This is a genomic window from Mucilaginibacter paludis DSM 18603 (genome assembly GCF_000166195.2).
Taxonomy (GTDB): Bacteria; Bacteroidota; Bacteroidia; order Sphingobacteriales; family Sphingobacteriaceae; genus Mucilaginibacter; species Mucilaginibacter paludis.
Genome location: NZ_CM001403.1, coordinates 7,143,590 through 7,167,106, shown reverse-complemented (window position 1 = coordinate 7,167,106; position 23,517 = coordinate 7,143,590). Strand labels below are relative to the sequence as shown.

The 23,517-nt window shown below is 42.7% G+C and carries 23 protein-coding genes; 14 read left to right on the top strand and 9 right to left on the bottom strand.

Annotated elements, in window-relative coordinates; all coding sequences use genetic code 11:
- Positions 1-78 precede the first annotated feature (78 nt).
- Positions 79-1,683: a replicative DNA helicase gene (gene dnaB, locus MUCPA_RS30475; RefSeq protein ID WP_008511770.1), complete on the top strand. Its 1,605-nt coding sequence runs from the start codon at positions 79-81 to the stop codon at positions 1,681-1,683.
- A gap of 264 nt (positions 1,684-1,947) precedes the next feature.
- Here the strand turns inward: dnaB and rpoN are convergent, their stop codons facing one another.
- Positions 1,948-3,426, bottom strand: a complete 1,479-nt coding sequence (gene rpoN / locus MUCPA_RS30470; RefSeq protein ID WP_040628412.1) for an RNA polymerase factor sigma-54 — start codon at positions 3,424-3,426, stop codon at positions 1,948-1,950.
- Between the two features lie 181 nt (positions 3,427-3,607).
- Here rpoN and mscL point away from each other — a divergent pair, with 181 nt between their 5' ends.
- Complete coding sequence (mscL, locus tag MUCPA_RS30465; RefSeq protein WP_008511766.1) at positions 3,608-4,033, top strand: large conductance mechanosensitive channel protein MscL; 426 nt, start codon at positions 3,608-3,610, stop codon at positions 4,031-4,033.
- Between the two features lie 330 nt (positions 4,034-4,363).
- On the opposite strand, the gene MUCPA_RS30460 is transcribed toward mscL, so the two are convergent.
- Entirely contained in the window at positions 4,364-5,224 is an 861-nt protein-coding gene (locus tag MUCPA_RS30460) for a ChaN family lipoprotein (protein WP_008511764.1), read from the bottom strand.
- Positions 5,225-5,362: 138 nt separating this feature from the next.
- Between MUCPA_RS30460 and rpmH the strand changes: the two genes are divergently transcribed.
- The 9 genes from rpmH to hscA all read left to right on the top strand — a co-directional run bounded on the left by rpmH (position 5,363) and on the right by hscA (position 11,508).
- The gene (gene rpmH, locus MUCPA_RS37310) at positions 5,363-5,521 is read left to right on the top strand and encodes a 50S ribosomal protein L34 (protein ID WP_008511763.1); all 159 of its coding nucleotides are present in this window, start codon (positions 5,363-5,365) and stop codon (positions 5,519-5,521) included.
- An 83-nt stretch (positions 5,522-5,604) separates the two neighbouring features.
- The gene (rnpA, locus tag MUCPA_RS30455; protein ID WP_008511761.1) at positions 5,605-5,991 is read left to right on the top strand and encodes a ribonuclease P protein component; all 387 of its coding nucleotides are present in this window, start codon (positions 5,605-5,607) and stop codon (positions 5,989-5,991) included.
- Positions 5,988-6,230: a membrane protein insertion efficiency factor YidD gene (yidD, locus tag MUCPA_RS30450; protein ID WP_008511759.1), complete on the top strand. Its 243-nt coding sequence runs from the start codon at positions 5,988-5,990 to the stop codon at positions 6,228-6,230. The genes rnpA and yidD overlap by 4 nt, the downstream gene beginning before the upstream one ends.
- Positions 6,231-6,235: 5 nt before the next feature.
- Entirely contained in the window at positions 6,236-6,931 is a 696-nt protein-coding gene (gene tsaB, locus MUCPA_RS30445; RefSeq protein ID WP_008511757.1) for a tRNA (adenosine(37)-N6)-threonylcarbamoyltransferase complex dimerization subunit type 1 TsaB, read from the top strand.
- Between the two features lie 241 nt (positions 6,932-7,172).
- A complete protein-coding gene (locus MUCPA_RS30440; protein WP_008511755.1) occupies positions 7,173-7,721 on the top strand; it encodes a DUF4337 domain-containing protein in 549 nt (182 codons plus the stop codon).
- A gap of 296 nt (positions 7,722-8,017) precedes the next feature.
- Positions 8,018-8,422 (top strand): hypothetical protein, encoded by a 405-nt coding sequence (locus MUCPA_RS30435; protein WP_008511753.1) that lies wholly within the window; start codon positions 8,018-8,020, stop codon positions 8,420-8,422.
- A gap of 171 nt (positions 8,423-8,593) precedes the next feature.
- The gene (locus tag MUCPA_RS30430; RefSeq protein ID WP_008511752.1) at positions 8,594-8,881 is read left to right on the top strand and encodes a hypothetical protein; all 288 of its coding nucleotides are present in this window, start codon (positions 8,594-8,596) and stop codon (positions 8,879-8,881) included.
- A gap of 58 nt (positions 8,882-8,939) precedes the next feature.
- Positions 8,940-9,503, top strand: a complete 564-nt coding sequence (locus MUCPA_RS30425; RefSeq protein ID WP_008511750.1) for a GNAT family N-acetyltransferase — start codon at positions 8,940-8,942, stop codon at positions 9,501-9,503.
- Positions 9,504-9,636: 133 nt separating this feature from the next.
- Complete coding sequence (gene hscA / locus MUCPA_RS30420; protein WP_008511747.1) at positions 9,637-11,508, top strand: Fe-S protein assembly chaperone HscA; 1,872 nt, start codon at positions 9,637-9,639, stop codon at positions 11,506-11,508.
- On the opposite strand, the gene MUCPA_RS30415 is transcribed toward hscA, so the two are convergent.
- Positions 11,505-12,464, bottom strand: coding sequence for an MBL fold metallo-hydrolase (locus MUCPA_RS30415; protein ID WP_008511745.1), 960 nt, complete (start codon positions 12,462-12,464; stop codon positions 11,505-11,507). The genes hscA and MUCPA_RS30415 overlap by 4 nt on opposite strands.
- 800 nt (positions 12,465-13,264) lie before the next feature.
- On the opposite strand from MUCPA_RS30415, the gene MUCPA_RS30400 reads away from it, so the two are divergent.
- Positions 13,265-14,857, top strand: a complete 1,593-nt coding sequence (locus MUCPA_RS30400) for a peptide chain release factor 3 (protein WP_008511741.1) — start codon at positions 13,265-13,267, stop codon at positions 14,855-14,857.
- 934 nt (positions 14,858-15,791) lie between these two features.
- Here the strand turns inward: MUCPA_RS30400 and rplT are convergent.
- From rplT to MUCPA_RS30365, 6 genes are all read right to left on the bottom strand, one after another.
- Entirely contained in the window at positions 15,792-16,136 is a 345-nt protein-coding gene (rplT, locus tag MUCPA_RS30390) for a 50S ribosomal protein L20 (protein WP_008511739.1), read from the bottom strand.
- A gap of 79 nt (positions 16,137-16,215) precedes the next feature.
- Complete coding sequence (rpmI, locus tag MUCPA_RS30385) at positions 16,216-16,416, bottom strand: 50S ribosomal protein L35 (protein WP_040628407.1); 201 nt, start codon at positions 16,414-16,416, stop codon at positions 16,216-16,218.
- Positions 16,417-16,554: 138 nt separating this feature from the next.
- The gene (gene infC, locus MUCPA_RS30380; protein ID WP_008511735.1) at positions 16,555-17,124 is read right to left on the bottom strand and encodes a translation initiation factor IF-3; all 570 of its coding nucleotides are present in this window, start codon (positions 17,122-17,124) and stop codon (positions 16,555-16,557) included.
- A gap of 1 nt (position 17,125) precedes the next feature.
- On the bottom strand, positions 17,126-19,051 hold the full coding sequence (gene thrS, locus MUCPA_RS30375; RefSeq protein WP_008511734.1) for a threonine--tRNA ligase: 1,926 nt from the start codon (positions 19,049-19,051) through the stop codon (positions 17,126-17,128).
- Positions 19,052-19,182: 131 nt separating this feature from the next.
- Positions 19,183-19,959 (bottom strand): GLPGLI family protein, encoded by a 777-nt coding sequence (locus MUCPA_RS30370; RefSeq protein ID WP_008511732.1) that lies wholly within the window; start codon positions 19,957-19,959, stop codon positions 19,183-19,185.
- Positions 19,960-19,963: 4 nt separating this feature from the next.
- A complete protein-coding gene (locus tag MUCPA_RS30365; RefSeq protein WP_008511730.1) occupies positions 19,964-22,756 on the bottom strand; it encodes an outer membrane beta-barrel family protein in 2,793 nt (930 codons plus the stop codon).
- A 193-nt stretch (positions 22,757-22,949) separates the two neighbouring features.
- On the opposite strand from MUCPA_RS30365, the gene MUCPA_RS30360 reads away from it, so the two are divergent.
- Together MUCPA_RS30360 and MUCPA_RS30355 are read left to right on the top strand one after the other, a co-directional pair.
- Positions 22,950-23,141 carry a hypothetical protein gene (locus tag MUCPA_RS30360; protein WP_008511729.1) on the top strand — a complete coding sequence of 64 codons (192 nt, stop codon included), beginning with the start codon at positions 22,950-22,952 and terminating at the stop codon, positions 23,139-23,141.
- A gap of 20 nt (positions 23,142-23,161) precedes the next feature.
- A complete protein-coding gene (locus MUCPA_RS30355; RefSeq protein ID WP_008511727.1) occupies positions 23,162-23,470 on the top strand; it encodes a DUF3175 domain-containing protein in 309 nt (102 codons plus the stop codon).
- The last annotated feature ends 47 nt before the right edge of the window (positions 23,471-23,517 follow it).

Sequence of the window (23,517 nt, the reverse complement as noted above, 5' to 3'; positions counted from 1 at the left end):
AACAATTGATGTTAATTAAAATCGACGCTTAAAACGTCATTTTCAACATTTTTATTTTTAGCAAAAAAAAGGATGTTGATGAATAATACCGATTACAAATCCTTTTTGTATATTTTTGTGCAAATGATTTTGGAGAACGATAACCAGGCAGGCAAGCCTAATATTACAGGCGACAAACGAAGCAGATTCAGCAATAATCCCACCAGCGGTTTGGGGAAATTACCGCCACAAGCTACCGATTTAGAAGAAGCCGTTTTAGGTGCGTTAATGTTGGAGAAGGACGCCCTATCTTCGGTTATTGATATTTTAAAACCCGAAGTTTTTTATCGCGATAGCCACCAAAAGATATTTCAGGCGATACGCACGCTGTTTGAAAAAACATCTCCGGTTGATATTTTAACCGTTACCTCGCAGCTGCGTATGCAGGGCGAGTTAGAAATGATAGGCGGCGCCTACTACATTACCGAGTTAACTAACCGTGTAGCATCGGCGGCTAATATTGAGTACCACTCGCGTATCATTATACAGAAGTATTTGCAACGTGAGCTGATCCGCATCTCAACAGAAGTGATCAACAGCGCCTACGAAGATACTACCGATGTGCTGGACCTGTTGGATAAGGCGGAAAAGAACCTGTTTGATATCGCGCAGAATAACCTTCGCCGCGATTCGCGCAAAATGGATGATATTTTGCACGAAAGTTTAAAAGAAATTGAGGCGCTGAAGGATAAAAAGGACGGACTAACGGGCGTAGCTTCGGGCTTTACCGAGCTCGACCGCATGACATCGGGTTGGCAAAAATCCGATTTGGTAATTATAGCGGCAAGGCCGGCGATGGGTAAAACGGCCTTCGTTTTAACCTGCGCCCGTAACGCAGCGGTTGATTTTAACCGCCCGGTAGTGGTATTCTCGCTCGAGATGTCGTCGGTACAGTTGGTTAACCGTTTAATATCCGGCGAAGCCCGAATTGAGCAGGAAAAGATACGTAAAGGCCGTTTGGAAGAATGGGAATGGGAACAGATCCACTCCAAAATTGGACGCCTGGAGCAGGCCCCGTTAATTATTGACGATACACCTGCCCTCAACATATTTGAATTTAGGGCCAAATGCCGTAGATTAAAATCACAGCACGATATACAGCTGATCATCATCGATTATTTGCAGCTGATGCATGGTAAATCAGATGGTAAAGGTGGTAACCGTGAGCAGGAAATCGGTAGTATATCCAGGGCGTTAAAGTCGGTAGCTAAGGAGTTAAATGTACCGGTAATTGCGCTGTCGCAATTGAGCCGTGCGGTTGAAAGCCGCCCGGGCGGTGCAAAAAGGCCAATGCTTTCGGATTTACGTGAATCGGGATCTATTGAGCAGGATGCGGATATGGTGCTATTTTTATACCGCCCCGAATACTACGGCCTTGAATTTGACGAAGATAACAACCCAACCCAGGGCGTGGGCGAGGTAATTATAGCCAAGCACCGTAACGGCGAAACTGGCCGTGTACGATTGAAATTTGTTGGTAAATACGTAAAATTTGAGGATCTGGACGAAGGCGTAGAGGGCTTCCCGCCAATGGGTGCGGCACCGAATGCCTTCACCGGTTTAGCACCATCACAGGATTTTGAGAAACCAAGCAATTTTATAATCAGGCCTTCAAAAATGAATGATGAGGATCCTCCGTTTTAAGAAGAGGGTTATAATCAATAACAAAAGCGCCTAACTGCATTTAACAGCCAACGCTTTACCAATCTAAAGCAAAGTACCAGCAGAAGATTTCTCCCTCCTGTCGACATTGTTTTTAGAGATGCTATAAAAACTATGATCTCTGACTTAACGGACAGAAGTAAACTATCGAAAATCAACAACTTAAAAGCAAGTCATTATAAAAAACAGCAAAGCCTGATCAAATTAACTTGATCAGGCTTTGCAATTTTAAATTACCTCTTACAGTTACAATTCTTTCCTCAACCGTGCTACGGGGATATTCATTTGTTCCCTATATTTTGCCACCGTTCTGCGGGCTATGTTATAACCTTTATCTTTCAATATCTCGGTCAATTTTTCGTCGGCAAGCGGGTGGCGTTTATCTTCGGCGCCAATAAAATCTTCCAGTATCTTTTTCACTTCTTTGTTTGATACCTCTTCGCCGCTTTCCATCTGGATAGCTTCGGAGAAAAAGGATTTCAGCAGGAAGGTGCCATGTTCGGTTTGTACGTATTTTGAGTTAGCCACACGCGATACGGTAGAAATATCCATCCCTATCCTATCGGCAATGTCTTTCAATATCATGGGGCGCAGGTTACGCTCATCTCCCGTCAGGAAAAACTCATACTGATATTGCATAATGGCGTTCATGGTTTTCAGCAAGGTTTGCTGCCTTTGTTTTATGGCATCAATAAACCATTTGGCCGAATCGAGCTTTTGCTTTACAAACTGAACCGCCTCGCGGAGTTTTTTATCCTTCTGGGCAGATTTATCGTAGTGCTCAAACATATCCTGGTAAGAGCGGCTTACGCGTAGTTCCGGGGCATTTTTTGAGTTAAGCGTCAAAATTAAAACGCCATCGTTGTTGGTGATATGGAAATCGGGTATCACCTGCATTTGTTTGGTGTTAACCTCGTTGGAGTCGCCGGGTTTGGGGTTAAGCTTCAATATCTCGTTAACAACCGCCTTCAGCTCTTCGGACGTCATGTTGAGCGAGCGCTCCATCTTGTCGTAATGTTTACGGGTAAACTCGTCCAGGTAGTTTTCAACCACCATGATAGCTTTTTTGATAATAGGATCGTTAGGATCTTTTTTACGGAGTTGGATGAGCAGGCATTCCTGCAAGTCGCGTGCGCCCACCCCGGCCGGGTCAAAACTTTGGATCAGCTTCAGCATCTCCTCCACTTCCTCATCTTCGGCCATTATATTTTGCGAGAATGCCAGGTCGTCCGTTAACGACATTACCGGCCTGCGCAGGTAACCATCATCATCCAGGCTACCAATAATTTGCTGCCCTATCCTAAAATCCTTATCCGAAAGCGGAACAAGGTCAAGCTGTGCCTGTAAGCTCTCAAAAAAGGACGACTGGATGGCTATCGGCATCTCCTTACGTTCTTCATCATCATCGCCATTCTGGTCGTAACGCGAGCCGTAATCGTTTACGTTATCTTCCTGTAAATAATCGTCTATGTTAAATTCATCAAACTCACTTTGATCGTTATCGTCCTTGTTAAAATTATCATCATCAGGATCCCTATCCGGGTACTGTTCCTCGGGTTCTGACATATTCGACAAGCTAAAATCCTCAAGCGCCGGATTTTCTTCAAGTTCTTCCTTAATACGCGTATCCAACGACACAGTAGGCACCTGCAACAATTTAATAAATTGTATTTGTTGCGGCGATAGCTTTTGTAATAATTTTTGTTGTAAATTTTGTTTTAGCATAATGGGCATACAAAAATACATTAAATAGCCGAACAACAAAGCAAGCAGGATAGGTCTGCCGTATATTTAGGCCAGTTTAAATGTATATTGATATATGGATTTTTTTATGAAATAATAAACTAAACAAATTAAAAATTGTTCAGATTTATTATCAATTTAGTAAAACACAATTAAAACAACTATGGGATTTGCGTCAGAATTTAAACAATTTGCAATAAAAGGTAATGTGGTTGACCTCGCGGTAGGTGTAATAATCGGGGCAGCTTTCGGTAAAATTGTTGATTCGGTGGTGAATGATTTAATTACGCCACTGGTTGGGATATTTTTCAAAGCCGACTTCAGTAATATCTATATACCCCTGTCTGCCAAAGTGCCCAAAGGCTTAGCCTTAGCTGATGCAAAAAAACTGGGACCAGTATTTGCCTGGGGTAACTTTTTAACGGTAAGCCTTAACTTTGTAATACTGGCCTTTATTGTATTTTTAATTGTAAAAGGTATTAACGCCCTAAAACGTAAAGAAGAAGCAGCGCCATCGGCGCCAGCGGCACCATCAAAAGAAGAAGTTTTATTAACCGAGATCAGGGATTTGCTGGCAAAAAGGGTTTAACATCAGTTTCTTTCCCTCATCGTCAATGTGAGGAGGTACGGCGAAGCAATCACTAAACTATACAGGGCCAGCCTACACAGCGGCTCTGCCTAAGTAGAGATTGCTTCGTGCCTCGCAATGACGCTCGGTGAGAGGGTAAGTTAATAACTGCCCTCTTCTCCCCCGCCGTCATTGAGGAGTTAGTACGACGAAGCAATCTCTAAACTATACAGATCCAGCCTACACAGCGGCTCTGCCTATGTAGAGATTGCTTCGTGCCTCGCAATGACGCTCGGTGAGAGGGCGAGTTAATAACCATCTTCTCCCCCCACGCTCCACGAAAGAAAAAGCTCACTCATAAGTTAAAATAACATAATCGCCCAGGTTAACGTACTTTTCCCAATCAGGGTTAGTGATATCGGTGCCCGATACTGAAGCTATATTCAAAATCCGCACCTGCGGATCATATTTTTTCAATTGCGTTACCGCACCCAACTTTTCTTCGCTATGAAAGCCACCATTCACCTGGAATATTTTATAGCCTGCATGGCTCTTTAAATACTGTGCTATCGACCATGCCATGGCAGCGTCCCAAAGGTTTTGCGATTGATAGAGCTGCATACCGTCCATACTGGCGTGCCCGCCCATAACAGCGGCAAATTTCTCATAGTATTTGCCTGTAGCCGTATCTATGGGTAAGGGTGGCAGCCAGGCCTTACCAACAGCATCAAGCTGATTAAGGCTGCCCAGGCCCAGGCGTGTAACCATATTAATATAGCGCGACGGTGCATTTGCTGCAATTATACTCGTGCCATATATTTTAGCCTGCTCAACCAAAGGGCGGTAGTCTGCATAGTTTGGCCAAGCCCGGGCATCTTTGATCAAGTTACTCTCGCGGATCAATCCTCGCAGGTACTCGTTAAGTACGGGCTGGCAATCAGTCTCAAACATTTCCATGGACAATGCTACCTTGGCGGGATACCTGTTGAGCAACTTTGTAAAAATCATCAACTCCAGGCTATGCGCAACAGAATCGGTATGTTCTTCGCCAAAAAATAACACATCAGCGCCTGCCATATCGTTTACAACATCGTCGGCAGTAACCATTTTCCGGCTGGTTGTATTATAAATTTTATAGTGCAAAGCCGTTTTCTGCTGACTGAAAGCTGTAATACAACTGAAAATCAGGACAATGAAAGATAACAATTTCATAACTTTGGTATAATATGAGCGGATGTTGATATGTGGAAAATATTTAAAGCAAAAAAGCACAGGCAACGTTTGAATTATAAAAAAAGTACGCTATATTTGCGCTCTTGTTTTTAAAACAGCGAATATAAGAAAATAGTCATGAAAAGAACGTTTCAGCCTTCTCAACGTAAAAGAAGAAATAAACACGGATTCCGTGAGCGCATGTCAACAGCAAATGGTAGAAGGATTTTAGCTTCACGCAGAGCCAAGGGCAGAAAAAGATTGTCAGTATCTGACGAGCGTCGCCACAAAGCATAATACTACTCTGATTGCTCCACTCTGTTAAAAACAGGGCTGACGCTGGCTGGTAATTTAATTTATTTCGGTTCAGTAGCAATCGTATGTATACATTTAAAAAAGAAGAACGATTATGTAATAAAAGGCTCATCGACGGGCTTTTTCATAAAGGTTCTTCTTTTTTATGTTACCCCTTTAAAGTTTCGTGGTGTGCAGCCCCTGAGCATCAGCCGGTGCCCGTTCAGGTTGTACTTGCTGTATCTAAAAGGCGCTATAAACGCGCTGTTGATCGTAACCTGATTAAGCGGCGCATGCGCGAGGTTTATCGCCTGTATAAACAACAATGCTTGTACAACCCTTTGCTGGCTGCCAATAAAACTATTGTGCTGTCTATCGGTTTCATTGGTAAAGAAATAGCCGATTACAGCCTGATGGAAAAGAAGATGCAAAAGGCATTGCTTCAACTGAGCACACAAGCCACTGCGCAATGAGCACAATAACCAACCTGTTGAAAACAATTGTCGGCAGTTTTTTTATTGCGCTTATCAAACTATACCAAATTTTACTTTCTCCTATCCTGGGTGCGCAGTGCCGCTACACCCCTACCTGCTCGCAGTACGGTATCGAGGCAATAAAAAAATATGGCGCATTTAAGGGCGGATGGTTAACTTTGAAACGTATTGCCCGCTGCAACCCCTGGGGAGGCCATGGGCACGACCCTGTACCCTGACAACAATGAGCTTAATCCTTTTAATAGAAACTGCTACCACATCATGCTCAGTTGCCCTCGCGGCTGACGATCAGATCATCGCTTTGCGCGAAATTGACCAGCGGAATATTCACGCCGAAGTGATCACCGTTTTTACTGAAGAATTATTTAACGAAACAGGCAAACTTTATACCGATATTGATGCTGTTGCGGTAAGCTGCGGGCCGGGCTCATATACCGGTTTGCGGATAGGCGTATCTACAGCCAAAGGTTTATGCTTTGCTTTAGACAAGCCCCTGATAGCCGTTGAAACTTTATCGGCTATGGCCTTTGGTTTAATTAACCGCAAAATAGTTGACATTCCTGCCGGTGCCCTGTTATGCCCAATGATAGACGCGCGTAGAATGGAAGTTTACACTGCAGTTTTTGACGATGCAGGCAAGGAAATCATCCCTACAGCTGCTGTTGTTATTGATGAAGCAAGCTTTGATGATTTGTTAACTAAGCAACAAATGATATTTTTTGGCGACGGTGCTCAAAAATGCAAGCTGGCTTTGGGCCATCATCCTAACGCTTTATTTGCAGATAACTTTAGCAACTCGGCAAAGGATATTTTAGTTCCGGCAATTCAAAAACTCAATAAGCGGAATTTTGCCGACGTGGCTTACTTTGAGCCCTATTACTTAAAGGACTTTATTGCGGGAGTTAAAAAGCAAAACTGAATTTACAACCATTAAGAAAGCGATAAAAGTATACATAACATGATCTTTTAAAGGTTAAACAATTATTTTTATTTGTGCTTACAGAGATTTATACAATAATTGAACCTTAATTTGATACAGACTTTAACAGGCCTTATAAGGCTTAAAAGGCAATTTTAGCCCTGATAAATAGAGTTTACATAGTACCAAACAGCGAAAATATTTTTACAACTGGGGCGAAAATTCCCAATAATAAAAAACGATGGAAGAACTTGAGGACCCTACCGAATCGCTACATGAGCATATCCATGAGGAGGCTCACCATGCCGAAGCTACCGGCAATAAATGGATAGTTTATGTGGCTTTAACTACGGCGGTAATTGCCGTACTATCAGCAATTACCAGTTTGCTGGCAGCCTATCATGCGGACGAATCCATGCTGAGCCAGATCAAAGCAAGCGACCAATGGGCTTACTACCAGGCAAAGGGAATTAAAACGGAGATCCTGGTGTCGGACGGTAAGTTATTGAAAGCGATAGGTAAAGCGGCTGTCCCTTCGGACGAAGAAAAGATCAGTGAAAATAAAGCAGAGCAGCAGGAGATTATGAATAAAGCTAAGGAATACGAAGCTGAATCGCACCGGCATGCAGAGAGCCACAATACGCTGGCCCGGTCCGTCACCCTGTTCCAGATCGCGATTGCTATCGGTGCCATCTCTATCCTGATCAAAAAACGAATCTACTGGTTAATCAGCCTGGCGTTTGCAGGTGTGGCTGCTTTCTTTTTTATCCTGCAGTTGATAGGCCGGTAAGCTGCTGCTTTACCGCTTTGCATTGGTAATTAACAACTACCTTTTGCAGCAGTAGACGGCAGCAGCCCAAAGTATATAGCAGCCAACTCCTCACAGTACTGTACCTACCACAGTTACTTTAACATTTGGTCATCACTGAACCGTATTTAATCCTCCACCGGATCGCCTGGTTTAAAGTTACCCAAGTCAGTTAAATGCTACCTTTACAGCTTAGTATGCTGCCCGGTAGCACTTACATGCTATATTCAAAACAAAATTGTCATAATTATGTTACAATAGTATAAGTAACGTAAATTATGAGAAAGATCAGCTTAATGCTATTAATGGCCGTTTTTGCATGGACATTCCAGGATGCAAAGGCTCAAACTATCGATACCAATCATGTAGAAATTAAAAAGAAGGTTAAAGTGAGCCGTAAAGGCCGCAATAGCACTACCAAAACCAAAGTTTCGGGCAGCGGAACCTCGGCTACAGTTGGCGCTGCAGCTAACGGCCCGGCACCTGTTGTTGAACCAGCACCGGTAAATGCTACCCTTCCGCCACCACCGGCCCAGGTTTCAACAACAACTACTACCACAACTGTTAAAGCCCATGCCCCGGTTACAGCTACCAAAGTTTCAAAAACTACGGTTTCAAAGCATACTGTACATAAAAGTACCGGAACAAAGCCCGTTGTTAAAAAAACGGTTGTTACCCAGTAAATGTTGATTATAGTTTGTTAAAGTGTATGTTAAGTGGAGCCGTAAAGCCTTTGTGTTTTACGGCTTTTTTTATGCTGTTAATAATAGATTGGATTTATTTGAAACATAATTGGCTTTTGTCGCTTTAAACTAAGTTAGATAATTTAATATTTAACCTCAAATTATAAGATCATGGATAAGCTAAGGAAGTTTGAACTGATGGAAAAAATTGTTCATGAGTTGAATGACTTAAAGAACAGCCAGCAGGCGCTCATACAAAAGTTAGGTAAAATAGAAGTTGATAATATTGACCTGGGCGATAAAAGATTAGAAAAAGATTTGCCAGATATGCACCAGCGCGTATCCGATAATATGGATACCATTGCCGGAATACTGGAATATTTTGCCGGTAAAACCGACGAATACGAAAACAGTAACAATATCCAGCAATTGAAAGAGCAGGAAGCTTTAAAATTGTAAAAATAAAGGCCCCAAAAAGGGGCCTTATTTTTTATATTAGCTGCTAAGAATAGCAGCTATGTTAAACCTGAATTTTATAATCTTCCCGGAACTGTTTACCGAACGCCTGGTATTAAGGGAATTAAACGCCGACGATGCCCAGCAAGTTCACCTGCTCCGGTCGAACGAGGAAGTCAATCAATTTATCGACCGCATCCCTTCCTCCGGGATAGAAGATGCCCTGGCACACATCAACAAAATCGACGAATACGTTAAAAATAAACAATCGGTTAACTGGGCCATTGCGTTAAAAGGCAATCCTGAATTAATTGGCGGCATTTGTTTCTGGAACTTTGATGAGGCAAACAGCACCATAGAATTAGGATACGAATTACTGCCGGAATATCACCACAAAGGTATTATGACGGAGGCTATCCACGCTGCTATTCAATTTGGCTTTGAACAGATCAAGGCTGAAACCATTACCGCGTTCCCCTCGGCCAACAATATTAAATCGGTAGGGATATTGGAGAAAATCGGTTTTAAACTCGATGACGGTTTATATGCCAACACTCATGATGGTATAGATGATATGCTCACCTATATCTTAAAACCGGATATGTTAGTTTCCAAAGGTAAATAGCACCTCACCGGGCGCTATTGCAAGCACAAAGGTTGATCATTAGGCCATGTTTATCCGGCAGCATACAAAAACGTAAATTACCATGACACGGCATCGGCAAAAACTATATACATTTGCGGCTTGTTAAAGAGTTATGGCTAAAATTTCCATCAACCTGGCAACGGGTTCGTTACAAAAAGAAGAGATCATCGTAGGTATCGATCTGGGCACTACCAATTCGCTGGTTGCTTTTATCGATCCGGATAAGCATCCAAAGGTAATCAACGATATGGGCAAGGGGGTGCTGGTACCATCTATAGTCCATTTTGGCCCTGCCGGGGAGATCAGCGTTGGCAACGAAGCTAAAAACTTTTTACTGACTGATCCGCAAAACACCATCTTCTCGGTTAAGCGCCTTTTGGGCCGCTCTTACCACGATATTGAAAATCATAAAGATTTTTTTAGCTATAAAGTAATTGACGATAACAGCGAGAGCCTGGTAAAAATAAAGGTGGGCGAGCAATTTTATACGCCTATCGAACTATCAGGATTGATACTCAAAGAACTGAAGGAACGTGCCGAACATGCCTTAAAAACACCTGTTAACCGTGCTGTAGTAACCGTTCCGGCTTATTTTAACGATTCACAGCGCCAGGCCACCCGTGATGCCGGCAAACTGGCAGGCTTGGATGTGATGCGTATTGTAAACGAGCCTACCGCCGCCAGCCTGGCTTATGGCATAGGGCTCGATCCAAGCGAAACCAAAACCATTGCCGTTTATGATTTAGGCGGAGGCACGTTTGATGTATCTATCCTGCAAATACAAAACGGAATTTTTGAAGTACTGGCCACCAATGGCGATACCTTTTTAGGCGGTGATGATTTTGACCGCGCCATACTGGATTACTGGATCCAAAAAAATAACCTTAACCGCGAAGAGCTATTACAAAACCGCGAACTGGCACAGGAACTTCGCCTGCTGGCCGAGAAAGCTAAAATAGCCTTTAGCCACCAAAGCTTGTTTAACGAAAAGGTTGGCGAAATTTGGTGTACCATAGACCGCCATACATTTGAAGAACTGATATTACCTAAGGTTGAAAAAACGATAGAGAGCTGCCGGAATGCCTTAAAAGATGCCGGTATGCAGGTTACCGAAATTGACGAGGTGGTGATGGTTGGCGGATCAACCCGTACCGAATTGGTTAAAAAAATGGTATCGGAGTTTTTTGGCCGTAAACTGCACGACGAAGTGAACCCCGATGAGGTGGTTGCCCTGGGCGCAGCCATCCAGGCCGATATACTGGCCGGTAACCGGTCGGATATTTTGTTGCTTGATGTTACCCCCCTGTCCCTCGGCATCGAAACCATGGGCGGGCTGATGGATGTGATCATCCCACGTAACTCCAAAATACCTACCAAGGCAGGCAGGCAATATACCACCTCGATTGATGGGCAGATAAACATGAAGATTGCCGTTTACCAGGGCGAGCGCGACCTGATTAAGGAGAACCGCAAACTGGCCGAATTTGATTTGAAAGGCATACCGGCTATGCCTGCAGGTTTCCCCAAGGTTGATATTAATTTTTTGCTTAACGCGGATGGAATTTTAAAGATCCAGGCGATAGAATTACGCTCGGGCGTAAAACAGGAGGTTGAAGTAAAACCGGCCTACGGCATTACCGATGATGTGGTTGAGCAAATGCTGATGGACAGCATTACCCACGCCAAGGACGACGTTGCCCAGCGCATGCTGATTGAAGCCCGCACCGAAGGCGAACAAATGGTTTACACCGTTGAAGGCTTCATCAAAAAGAACAGTTCGTGGCTCGGAATTGCCGAGATAAGCGACACAACCAAATTAGTACAAGCCCTGAAAGACAGCTTGGGCAGCGGCGACAAAGACCAGATACACAAAGCCATTGACGAACTGAACGACTTTACCCGCCCCTTTGCAGAGCGCCTGATGGACCAGGCTATTGGCCAGGCCATGAAAGGTAAAAGTGTTGAGAAGCCTGATCAGGATTAAAACTCCAGCAGTTTACCCTGTTCGGGGATAATCAACTTCAATTGTAAGCTGTTGGCATTACCCAGTTCCTGCTTAATCTGCGCCTCGTGATGGCCCGATGGTTTAATGTGTGTAATAACCACCGGCAAGCCTTTCATTGCCTGAATACCCGACAGCTTGCCTAAAACATCCATCTCGTGCATCAGCAACTTTGGCGTTAAGTGCCCAAACAATTGCTTTTCGGGCTGCTCATCGGGGTATGATACCTCGATCATGATGGCTTTTAACTTTTTGCTTTTAACCAGGGGAGCAACTTCCTGCCAAAGTATTTGTAGCTTGTTTGATTTTTCAATCTGATCGGCCCCGGTATCGCCTAAATAAAGAAGGTAACTATCTCCGCTCTTAACTAAAAAAGCCGTACTCTGGTAAGGGTTGCCATGGCTCAATACAAATGCCTGCACGCTCATGGTGGTACTGGCTATGGGCGTTTCGGCACCGGGAGTAAGCGGAGTATAATGATATTTATTGAGGATGGGTTTATCGCCCTCGCTGCCAAAATTAGCCCAGCTTTTCCAGGTGAAATAATTATCGCGCAATACATCCAGGCACGATGGCAGCCCATAAATATTCTTATTCACGTCATCGGGTGAATTGATAATTAAACCCGCTACATGATCAAGATGCGGATGCGAGATCAGATAACCTTTGATGGATTTTTTAAGCACTTCATCCACATCCCCGTTAAGGGCATTATTTTCAATTGCTTTTTTTATGCCGTAGTGTAAGGTACCCGCGTCAAGGCAAACATAATCGCTGAAACCTGCAGGCGCCAGCATGTAAGCTGATAGGTTGCTCTCGTCAATTCCGCCTAAAACACCTAAGGGGATTACCTTAAACGTTTTAGTTTGTTGGGCGGATAGAATGGTAGCGTGTTGCAGTAATAATATTGTTAAAAGGCTGTATATCCATGTTTTCATCTACACCAAATATAAGCTAAATAGCCCAATTGATAGGCGGCAGATGAATACTAAGTTCAAAAAACAGTTGTTAGGAATGCTTAAACTTTATCTGCACTATGTGGCCTTGTGCATAGAACCTAAGCGAGTTTAAAATAGCGAAAATCATTAAAATTAGAAGCACCTCAATAGATTTATGAGTTTAGTGAATTAGGCCAGATGTAACTAATATCTTCAAAATAACAATAATAAAGAATATAGCTTCAATCGCGTATGACCACTTATTTGCAAAATTCAATGTATATCGATTGTTGGGACTACGAACGATTAAACGTTTGTTATTTTCTTCGTAATAAAACATGCCAAACTTATAATATCCCTTAGGTTTATTGGTATTATCTTCCATTTAGATGCTATTTAGAAGCAAATGTAACGAAATACCGATATTTTACTTAATGAGTTTAACTATTCGAAAAAAATATCGCCTCAATAAAGTCAAAGCCCCAAACGAAGAAATCACTAACTTCGGATCCAGTAACTATATCAACTATAATATTATAACCGCACTGCCGATAGTTGCGCCTACTTTAGCTTTAGCCTTCGCATTTTTATCCTTGGCTAGATCGCAAATGCTCCGGCAGCTTATACCTTATATTACCATTGCTGCGCCAACGGCAATATTGATATACCTTCATTAATAGTTACACTACCATATAACTACATAAAATTATTATCTTTGCACCCTCGTATATGAAACCAGGCTTTTACTCTGCTTTCCTTTAACAATATCTCATATCGCGCTGCTGCGTATCAATACAACTATGGTTTATCCAGAAATAGAAAAAAGAAAAACATTTGCCATTATTAGTCACCCCGATGCCGGTAAAACTACCCTGACTGAAAAGTTCCTGCTGTTTGGTGGCGCCATTAACACTGCCGGCGCTGTAAAACGGAACAAGGCCAACCAAAGCAATACTTCGGATTTTATGGAGATTGAAAAGCAACGTGGTATATCGGTGGCTACGTCGGTAATGGGTTTTGAATATAAGGATAAGCGCATTAACATATTAGATACGCCCGGCCACAAGGATTTTGCCGAAGACACCTACCGTACCTTATCAGCTGTGGATAGCGTTATCCTGGTGGTTGACAGTGTGAAAGGGGTTGAAGAGCAAACACAAAAGCTGATGGGCGTTTGCCGTATGCGCAACACACCGGTGATCATTTTCATCAACAAGATGGACCGCGAGGGTAAAGATACCTTTGACCTGCTTGACGAGATCGAGAAACAGCTAAACATTAGCTTGTGTCCACTATCATGGCCTATCGGCCAGGGTTACACCTTTAAAGGGGTTTATAATATTTACGAGAAACAGTTAAACCTTTTTAACCCGGATAAAAATAAAATTACCGAGCCCGTAGTTAAAGTGCAGGATCTGGATGATGAGCAACTCAATCAATATTTAAAGCCCAAAGAGTTAAGTACCCTTAAAGATGATTTGGAGCTGATAGACGGGGTTTACGGCGAACTGGATAAGGAAATGTACCTGGAAGGGTTATTGGCTCCCGTGTTCTTCGGTAGTGCCATTAACAACTTCGGCATCCGCGAATTGCTGGATACCTTTGTGAACATAGCGCCAAGCCCCAAAAGCCGCGAAGCCGAAACCCGCGAGGTATTGGCTACCGAGAAACCCTTTACCGGTTTTGTATTTAAGATACACGCCAACCTTGACCCTAATCACCGCGACCGTATCGCTTTTTTAAGGATCTGCTCGGGTAAATTTGAGCGTAATAAATTTTACTTCCACACGCGGCTGCAAAAGAAACTTAAATTTAGCAACCCGATGGATTTTATGGCCAACGAAAAGAGCCTGGTTGAAGAAGCCTGGCCCGGCGATGTTGTTGGTTTATACGATAGCGGCAACTTTAAAATAGGCGATACCTTAACCGAAGGCGAACAATTGCAATTTAAAGGGATCCCGAGTTTCTCACCCGAGATTTTCAAAGAGGTTGAAAACCGCGACCCACTGAAAAGCAAGCAGCTGGAAAAAGGCATTCAGCAATTAACCGAGGAAGGCGTAGCGCAATTATTTGTGCAGCAACCCGGTAACCGTAAAATTATAGGCACCGTAGGCGAGCTTCAGTTTGAGGTGATCAGCTTCAGGTTAGAGCATGAATACGGCGCCAAGGCAGCCTTCCGGTTGTTAACCTTTAAACGTTCAAGCTGGATTACCGCCACCGATAAAAAGAAATTGGGGGAAATTTTACAACGCCGCCAGCACCAGATAGCGACGGATAAAGAAGGCAACCCGGTATTTTTAGCCGATAACGACTTTATGATTAACCTGGCTAAACGCGATTTCCCGGATGTTGAGTTCCATAGTACTTCGGAGTTTAAGAAGGATAAGATTTGAATGGGGAGGTGAATAGGGAGCTATCCGATTGACAAGGCTTGTATGGCCACTGTGCTTACGTAGAGATTGCTTCGCAATGACGCGTGGAGAAAAGAAAAGCTTATTAATAATCAACGCGTTACCCTATCGTCATTGCGAGGAGGAACGACGAAGCAATCTCTAAGCTATACAGGGCGGACTTGCAAGGCTGCTCTGCTGGTCTATAGATCCCTTCGTACCTTATAATGAGGCATCATTAAGACCCTGATTATCAGTTCGTTTATTTTGCTCTGATAATCAGTATCCTTAATTTACAAAATCGGCACGCTCAATCGCCGCGTGAAGGGCTGTTACTTTTGTCTTGACACAAAAGTAACCAAAAAGTCAAGACTGCCCGATCCTTCCGCCCACAGGCCAACTCCTGGCCCGGCGTGCAGTCGGGCTTTTGCGCACTTTTGCCTCTGCACCAAAAAACCTACCAGGTTCAAACGTCATCTCTGTTTTTTCTGGGCTCGCCTGGTAGTCCACTCAATGACGCTTAGAGAGGGTAATTTTGAACTAATTGTTATCATTAAAACTATCGTCATTGCGAGGAGGTACGACGAAGCAATCTCTAAGCTATACAGGGCAAACTTGCAGAGCCGCTCTGCCTATGTAGAGATTGCTTCGTTCCTCGCAATGACGCTTAGAGAGAAGGATAGCTCGTTAATAATCAAATTGTTACCCCTATCGTCATTGCGAGGAGGAACGACGAAGCAATCTCTAAGCTATACAGGGCGGACTTACAGGGCCGCTCTGCCCATGTAGAGATTGCTTCGTTCCTCGCAATGACGCTTGGAGATGGTGGTTGCACCACAGATGGTAATTTGCGCAAGCAACTGATAAACGTCCCTGTAACATACAAAAAAAGCCTTCCCAAAACGGAAAGGCTTTTCTATTATAATAAACTGGAAATTTATTTTACTGAATCAACAACTGCTTTAAAAGCATCAGGGTGGTTCATCGCTAAATCAGCTAAAACCTTACGGTTTAAACCAACTTGTTTAGCGTTTAATTTACCCATTAATTGTGAGTAAGATAAACCGTGCTGACGGGCACCAGCGTTAATACGTTGGATCCATAAGCCTCTGAATTCTCTTTTCTTAGCTTTACGGTCGCGGTAAGCGTACTGTAAACCTTTTTCAACTGTGTTTTTAGCTACGGTATAAACCTTGCTACGTGAACCCCAATAGCCTTTGGCGAGGTTCATGATTTTTTTCCGGCGTCTTCTCGACGCTACTGCATTAACTGAACGTGGCATTTTTGCGTGTTTTTGGTAGTGAGTGCCCCATAACTTAATTGGCGGACTTGCTTACTCTAATACCTGGTTAAAAAATTAATTACTTACCGATACAAAGCATACGTTTAACGTTACCTAAGTCGGCATCAGATACTAAGCTGGTGTGACCTAAGGCACGCTTACGTTTGGTCGACATCTTGGTTAAGATGTGGCTCTTGTATGCGTTTTTTCTGGTAATTTTACCGGTTCCAGTAAGCTTAAAACGCTTTTTTGCACTGGAATTGGTTTTCATTTTTGGCATAACTATTTGTTTAGATGTTAGATATGAGATATTAGATTTGAGATTTAAAGCCCGCATCCAAACTCATATAATTTATTTAGTTTATTATAATTCCTTTTAGGCGATGCTCAATATGTCTCATATCTAACACCTCAAATCTTACTTTTTACCAACCTTTGGCGTCACCGTCAGGAACATACGTTTACCTTCCAGCTTGGGCAGTTGCTCTACCTTGCCAACATCTTCAAGGGCTTGTGCAAAACGGAGCAGCAATATTTCACCTTGCTCTTTGTACACAATAGCACGTCCTTTAAAGTGCACGTAGGCTCGTACCTTTTCGCCGGCTTCCAAAAACTTAATGGCATGCTTCAGTTTAAACTCAAAGTCATGGTCATCAGTATTCGGTCCGAAACGGATTTCTTTTATAACAGTTTGCTTCGCATTGCTTTTAATCTCTTTCAGCTTCTTCTTCTGTTCGTAAATGAATTTGTTATAATCCACTACCTTACAAACCGGTGGAACCGCGTTAGGAGATATTTCAACCAGGTCGAGTTCCTGTTGCTCGGCAATAGCCAAAGCATCTCTTAATGAAAACACACCAGACTCAACGTTATCGCCTACTAAGCGAACTTCCTGAGCTCTGATAAACTGGTTGATGTTATGTTCGGCCTCTTTCTTTTTGAAAGGAAGCCTTGGACCTCTGTTAAAATTGGGTTTATTTAATGCCAAGTTATACTGTTATTTCTTTTTTTATTTTTTGTGTAAACTCTTCTATACTCATACTGCCTAAATCGCCCTCGCCATGCTTCCTTACAGAAACCATGCCTTCTGCTTCTTCCTTTTCTCCAACAATAAGCATATATGGTATCTTTTTGACTTCGGCATCCCTGATCTTACGACCAATCTTCTCATCCCTGAAATCAATAAGCCCGCAAATATCCGAATCTTTTAACAAATCTGAAAGTTTTTTTGCATATTCTTCATACTTTTCTGATATAGGCAAAACGATAAACTGTTCGGGCGATAACCACAGCGGGAAATTACCTGCGCAATGCTCAATTAGCACGGCTATAAACCTTTCCATCGAGCCAAACGGCGCACGATGAATCATTACCGGGCGGTGCTTTTGGTTGTCGCTGCCGGTATATTCCAATTCAAAGCGCTCAGGCAAGTTATAATCTACCTGGATGGTACCCAGCTGCCATTTACGGCCCAAGGCATCCTTCACCATAAAATCGAGCTTAGGGCCATAAAACGCGGCCTCGCCTGTTACATGTACGGTAGGCAAGCCTTTTTCCTCTGCCGACTCAATGATGGCAGCTTCGGCTATGGCCCAATTTTCGTCGGTACCAATATATTTAGCTTTGTTTTCCGGGTCGCGTAGTGATACCTGTGCGGTATAATCTTTAAAGCCCAAAGCGTTAAATACATAAAGTACCAGGTCAATCACCTTTTTAAACTCTTCCTTCACCTGGTCGGGGCGGCAAAACAAGTGCGCATCATCTTGTGTAAAGCCACGTACACGGGTTAAGCCATGCAGCTCGCCGCTTTGCTCGTAACGGTAAACGGTTCCAAACTCGGCAAAACGCACCGGCAGATCTTTGTATGATCGTGGTTTGGTTTTATAAATTTCGCAGTGGTGCGGGCAGTTCATCGGTTTTAAAAAGAACTCCTCCCCTTCCTGCGGTGTTTTAATCGGCTGGAACGAATCGGCCCCGTACTTTTCGTAGTGGCCCGATGTTACGTATAAGTTTTTATGGCCAATATGCGGTGTAATTACCTGCTCATAGCCTGCCTTTACCTGTGCCTTTTGCAAAAAGTTAACCAGGCGTTCGCGCAAAGCGGTACCCTTTGGCAACCATAAAGGTAAGCCCATGCCCACTTTTTCGGAGAAGGCGAATAACTCAAGCTCTTTACCCAATTTACGGTGATCGCGTTTTTTTGCCTCTTCTATCAGGTGCAAGTAATCGGTTAACTCGCTTGCCTTAGGGAAAGTTACGGCATAAATACGGGTTAACTGTTTGCGGCTCTCATCGCCGCGCCAGTAAGCACCGGCAACACTCATCAGCTTAACCGCTTTAATAAAGCCGGTATTGGGGATGTGCGGGCCACGGCATAAGTCGGTAAAGTTGCCCTGGGTATAAAATGTGATAGAGCCATCCGGCAGATCTTTAATCAGATCCAGCTTATACTCATCATCTTTTTCTGTAAAATATTCAATAGCGTCAGCCTTTGAAACCGGCTTGCGCACAAAGTCAGATTTTGTTTTAGCCAGCTCGATGATCTTATCTTCGATCTTTTTAAACTCGTCCGACGAAAATTCGCGGTCGCCAAAGTCCACATCGTAATAAAAACCGGTTTCAATAGCCGGGCCTATACCAAACTTGGTTCCCGGATAAAGGGCTTCTAAAGCCTCGGCCATTAAGTGGGCCGACGAGTGCCAGTAAGTTGCTTTACCCTGAACATCGTTCCAGGTGAGCAGCTTTACGTGTGCGTCAGTTTCAATTTGGCGACTGGCATCCCAAACTTCGCCGTTAACTTCGGCGGCTAAAACGTTGCGGGCTAAACCCTCGGAAATTGACAGGGCAATTTGATAGGAACTGGTTCCCTGCTCGTATTGACGAACGGAACCATCAGGAAGTGTAATGTTAATCATCTACAACTATGATTTAAAAGTTAAATAAAATTAAAAAATCAATCACGTACAATGGTGATTTTATTGAGGTGCAAAAATAGCAGAATTTATGGATTTGGACTAACCGAATTTTGTAAACTTTATAATCGTCATCATAACGAAAATGCCTTAAAAAAGGATTTGGCATACTCTCCCCATTCTTTTAAAGCCGCTAAAAGAACCTGGTGCAAACCGCTGTTATTGGTGGGCTTTCCTTTTTTTGGTGGCACCAAGTCCTTTTCGGTAACCGCAACTTCGCTTAGTTTGCTTGCAAACCAGGTAACGTTTTCGTGCGGCAAGGCAACACCCAATATCATTCCCGGCAAACCATTGAAACATTCCGGGCCGCCGGAAACAGGTATTTCGTCGGTATAAAAGGCAACCACATAAACCGAGTCGAGTATCAGGGCATTAGCGCGCCTGCATTTATAACCTAAAATATCGCGGGTTTCGGTGGTAATTTTCCAGTTAATTTTACGCAGGCTATCCTTTACCAAAAAGGTTTCCTCAAATACTTTTTTTTGTACAACGCTGTTATCGGCTTTCAGATCGTTGTATATAATATTGTTTTGCCCAATCATCGGGTTGTTATCAAAACCGCCTGTTTCCTCTTCTGTTGTTGCCGGAGTAAAAAGTGTTTTATTCTGCAAAAAAGCAAGCTTGCTTTTCAATACCTTAAACTGTGGATTGTTTTTTTTATAAGCATCAAAGGCAGGTGCCATCCACCCTTCATTTTCGCTATTGATATTTTTGCGGAACAGGGCGTAGGTATTCACCGTTTTATCAAACTCGATAACTCCCTGCACTGTAAAATGGGCGTTTTGGCCTCGCGCTGCACTTGTAACCGCTACCGCAAAACCTATTACTAAAATCAAGCTATACTTTATCATAAAGTTATTTTTTTGCTATACTGCCCCCCATGTGGCTAAAATCATAAGTGATGGAAAATAAAAAATACCTCCGGATGCTGTTGTAACTGTTTTGGCCAATGGTGTTATCAGATACGTAGCGGTTAAACCCGATGTTTTGGTTCAACAAATCTTTAACAGAAAGGCTTAGCTTCAAATTATCTTGTTTAAGCAGCTTTTTTGCTACCGCCGCATTCAGGATCAACTTTGAAAGGCCCTCGTTAAACGATTGCGTTTTAGGCGTATACTGATAATTGCCATCTGTACCTATTTCAATTTTCCAAGGCAGATAAAAATTAAAACCACTATCGCCGTTAAATCCCAGGCCGTTGTTATTGACTCCCGCCTGTAGCGATGATTTTGTATAGGTATAATTTGGCCCGAATACGATATACATATCGTATTTTTTCTCTTTGTATTTTGAAAGGACAATTTGCCCCGAGTAATTATACGACTGTGTGGTATTAAGCACGTTATTTGAATAATTGTAAGAGGTATTGCCTGATGCATTGATGCGGAGACCCACATTCAAATCAATTTTTTTGATACTTTGACTAAAATCGGCATATAGGCTGAACGACACCGGTTTTTTGTTGATGTTGGCGGCCCGGTAAATTGTTTTGCCTGTTGTATCCGTTACCGAATTACTCACTATTGGGTTTGAAGTAAAAGAGAAGTAACCGCCTAAATATACCGACTGCCCCTTTAATACCTTATACGAATTATAGTTAAGGCTGAAGCTGTTATTAAACGAAGGGCTCAGGTCGGGGTTTCCTAAATTGATATTTAATGGATCGGTATTAACAACAACAGGTTGTATCTGATCGATAGTGGGCTGCGTTGCGCTACCATTATAACGAAGCGAGAGGGCCTGTTGCTGCGAAAACTTGTATTGATAACTGGCCTGCGGGCTCCAATTAATAAAACTCCGTTTAAATGTGCTGCCGGTGTACTCGTTAATTTGATTGAAGGTTACCGCTGTAGCTTTTGTACCGAAATTAAAAATGCTTTTGCTCTTTTTATAATTAAATACTGCACCTAACTGGTTGGATAGCTGGTTAAACTGGTAGTTATTGCTAAGCCCGGCATCAGGTTTATCGTACAGGCCCGACGCCGATTTGTTGAACGATTGACGATTGGAGCTGCTATTGTTAAACCCTGTACCATAATTTAAAATTACCGAGAACGACTTCGAAAAGGGCTCGGTATAGGTGATATTGCTTTTTAAATTATTCTCTTTGATGTGATTGGTTTTATACTGATCAATAATTTGGGTGCTATCTATACCGCCGCTCCTGGCATTGTAATAGTTAATGGTTGAATTTAAATTCCCTGTTGTTTTATTTTCGTTATAGCTCTCGCTGATGTTCCACGAAAACGAACGCCCGGCTTTTTTAAATCTTTTATTATAAAATAAGCTTCCGTTTATAATCTGCTGATTGCCGTTGCTGGTTAAGGCCCTTTTACTATTATTGAGCAGGGTATCAAATCCGCGATAGCTTGTAGCTGTATAATCGTCATTGGTTTCAAAATGTTTCAGGGTACCATCCAATGATATTTTAATATTTGATAATGAATCAATTTTGAACTGATAAGTACCATCCAACTTTTGCCTGAAAAGAGATTTTTTATAACTCTGATCGGAGCTATTGCTTAATACCGCAGTGGGTAAAGTATTTTGCGATAAGGCATTGTTTAAGCCATCAACTTCCAGGTAGCCAAATTTGTAATTGCTGTTGATGGATTGTTTGTCGGCGTTCCATTTGTTATCGTAATGAACTCCCCCGGTACGGGCCAGCGGAATACCCTGGCCATTGTAGCTGCCATCAAACGATTCAAGATCATCCCGACCCGATGTAAAATAAATGCCGCCATCATCGCTAAATTCCATATCATCAGATGCCGATCCGTATTTGCCGCTATCCTGCCACCCCAGCCCGGTTTTGCCGGTATTGGCAACGATACCGTAAACCGATAATTTTTGCTTGGCTTTAAAGGTATTAAACATCGCCTGGCCCTGGTAATATTTGTCGGCACCGGCGCCCGCTTCGCCCTTTCCAAAATACCCGTTCTTTTTATCCTCCTTCAGTTGGATGTTAATGGTTTTATTTTTAACGCCATCGTCAATCCCGGTAAAAGTAGCTTGGTCACTTTTTTTATCATACACCTGCACCTTATCAACCATGTCGCCGCGTATGTTTTTAGTTACCAGGGTTGGGTCATCGCCAAAAAACTCTTCGCCGTCAACCAGTACTTTGTTCACCGTTTTACCCTGGGCGGTAATCTTGCCATCCTTATCTATCTGGATGCCTGGCAACTGTTTCAATAAATCTTCTACTTTTGAGTTAGGCTGTATTACAAAGCCCGAAGCGTAGTACTCGGTAGTATCTCCCTTAATTTTAACGGCATCTTTAGCTGCCTTAATCATCACTTCGGCCAAAACCCGCGATTTAAGTTTCATATCAATTTTACCGAAATCGATATGATCCTTTAACGAATCCAGGGCAAAACGTTCGATATAATCGGCATACTGAGGATAAGTTACCATCAAGATATATTTACCACGATGTAAACCACTAACCGCAAATAATCCGTCGGCATTTACCCTGGCAAACTTATACAAACTTGAATCTTTAGCGCGTAGTACACAAACGGTAGCATTTGCCAGCTTGTTAACCGAGGCGCTATCCCCTACCGATCCTTTAATGATACCAGTTTGGCCGTATAAAACAGGTGATAGTAATAACAAGGCAAATATTACCGGAATTATGAATTTCATTAGGCATTTAGATTGATGAGCTAATATATAACTAAATAATTAGTAGCAGATAGCTATATATGTTAATTTATGTTAATATTTATGTAGTATTTAATACCATCCCTCCTTTATCGTCATATTAATCTTAAAGAAATTTTATTAATTATTAAAAACCCTTAACCAGCATAGTTGTTATTTTCAAAACATTACAACTATGGAAAATCTAAAAAACCAAACCGGCGAGAACGATCAATTAGCGAAAGGCAAACAGCCAGAAAAACAAGACAAACCGGACGGCGTTCGTGTTGCTACAGTTACACCGGATAACGAAAACGGCGAACCGGGTGCACCTGCAAAAGAAACAGCTTCTGAAAAAGACAAAGCCCCTTCCAGAGACAATGAGTAATACCTATTAATAATACCAGTATGGCTGCTGCAAAAGCTAAAACCCAAAAAGGCACCAGGAAATGGTCGGCGAAGGTAACCGAAGAGAGTGATGCGCTCGATCTGAAGAATGACATTTTTAAATCCAAAGACCCTGAAAAAATCGCGTCGTCTTTAAAACGTTCTGCCGAAAAGAGTCACCGGCGAAAAGCCTCGCCCTTCCAAAGTGCAATGTCGATGCTCAATTTCTACGAAAACAGGGCCGGTAAAAATCTTTCTAAAAAACAAAAGGTACCGTTAGAGCGCGCGAAGAAGGTTTTGCGCAAGTTATTTGGGCGCGAGGAAAAATAAGTAGCGGCGGGCGACTGCCTATTAATATATAGATGAATGTGCTATAT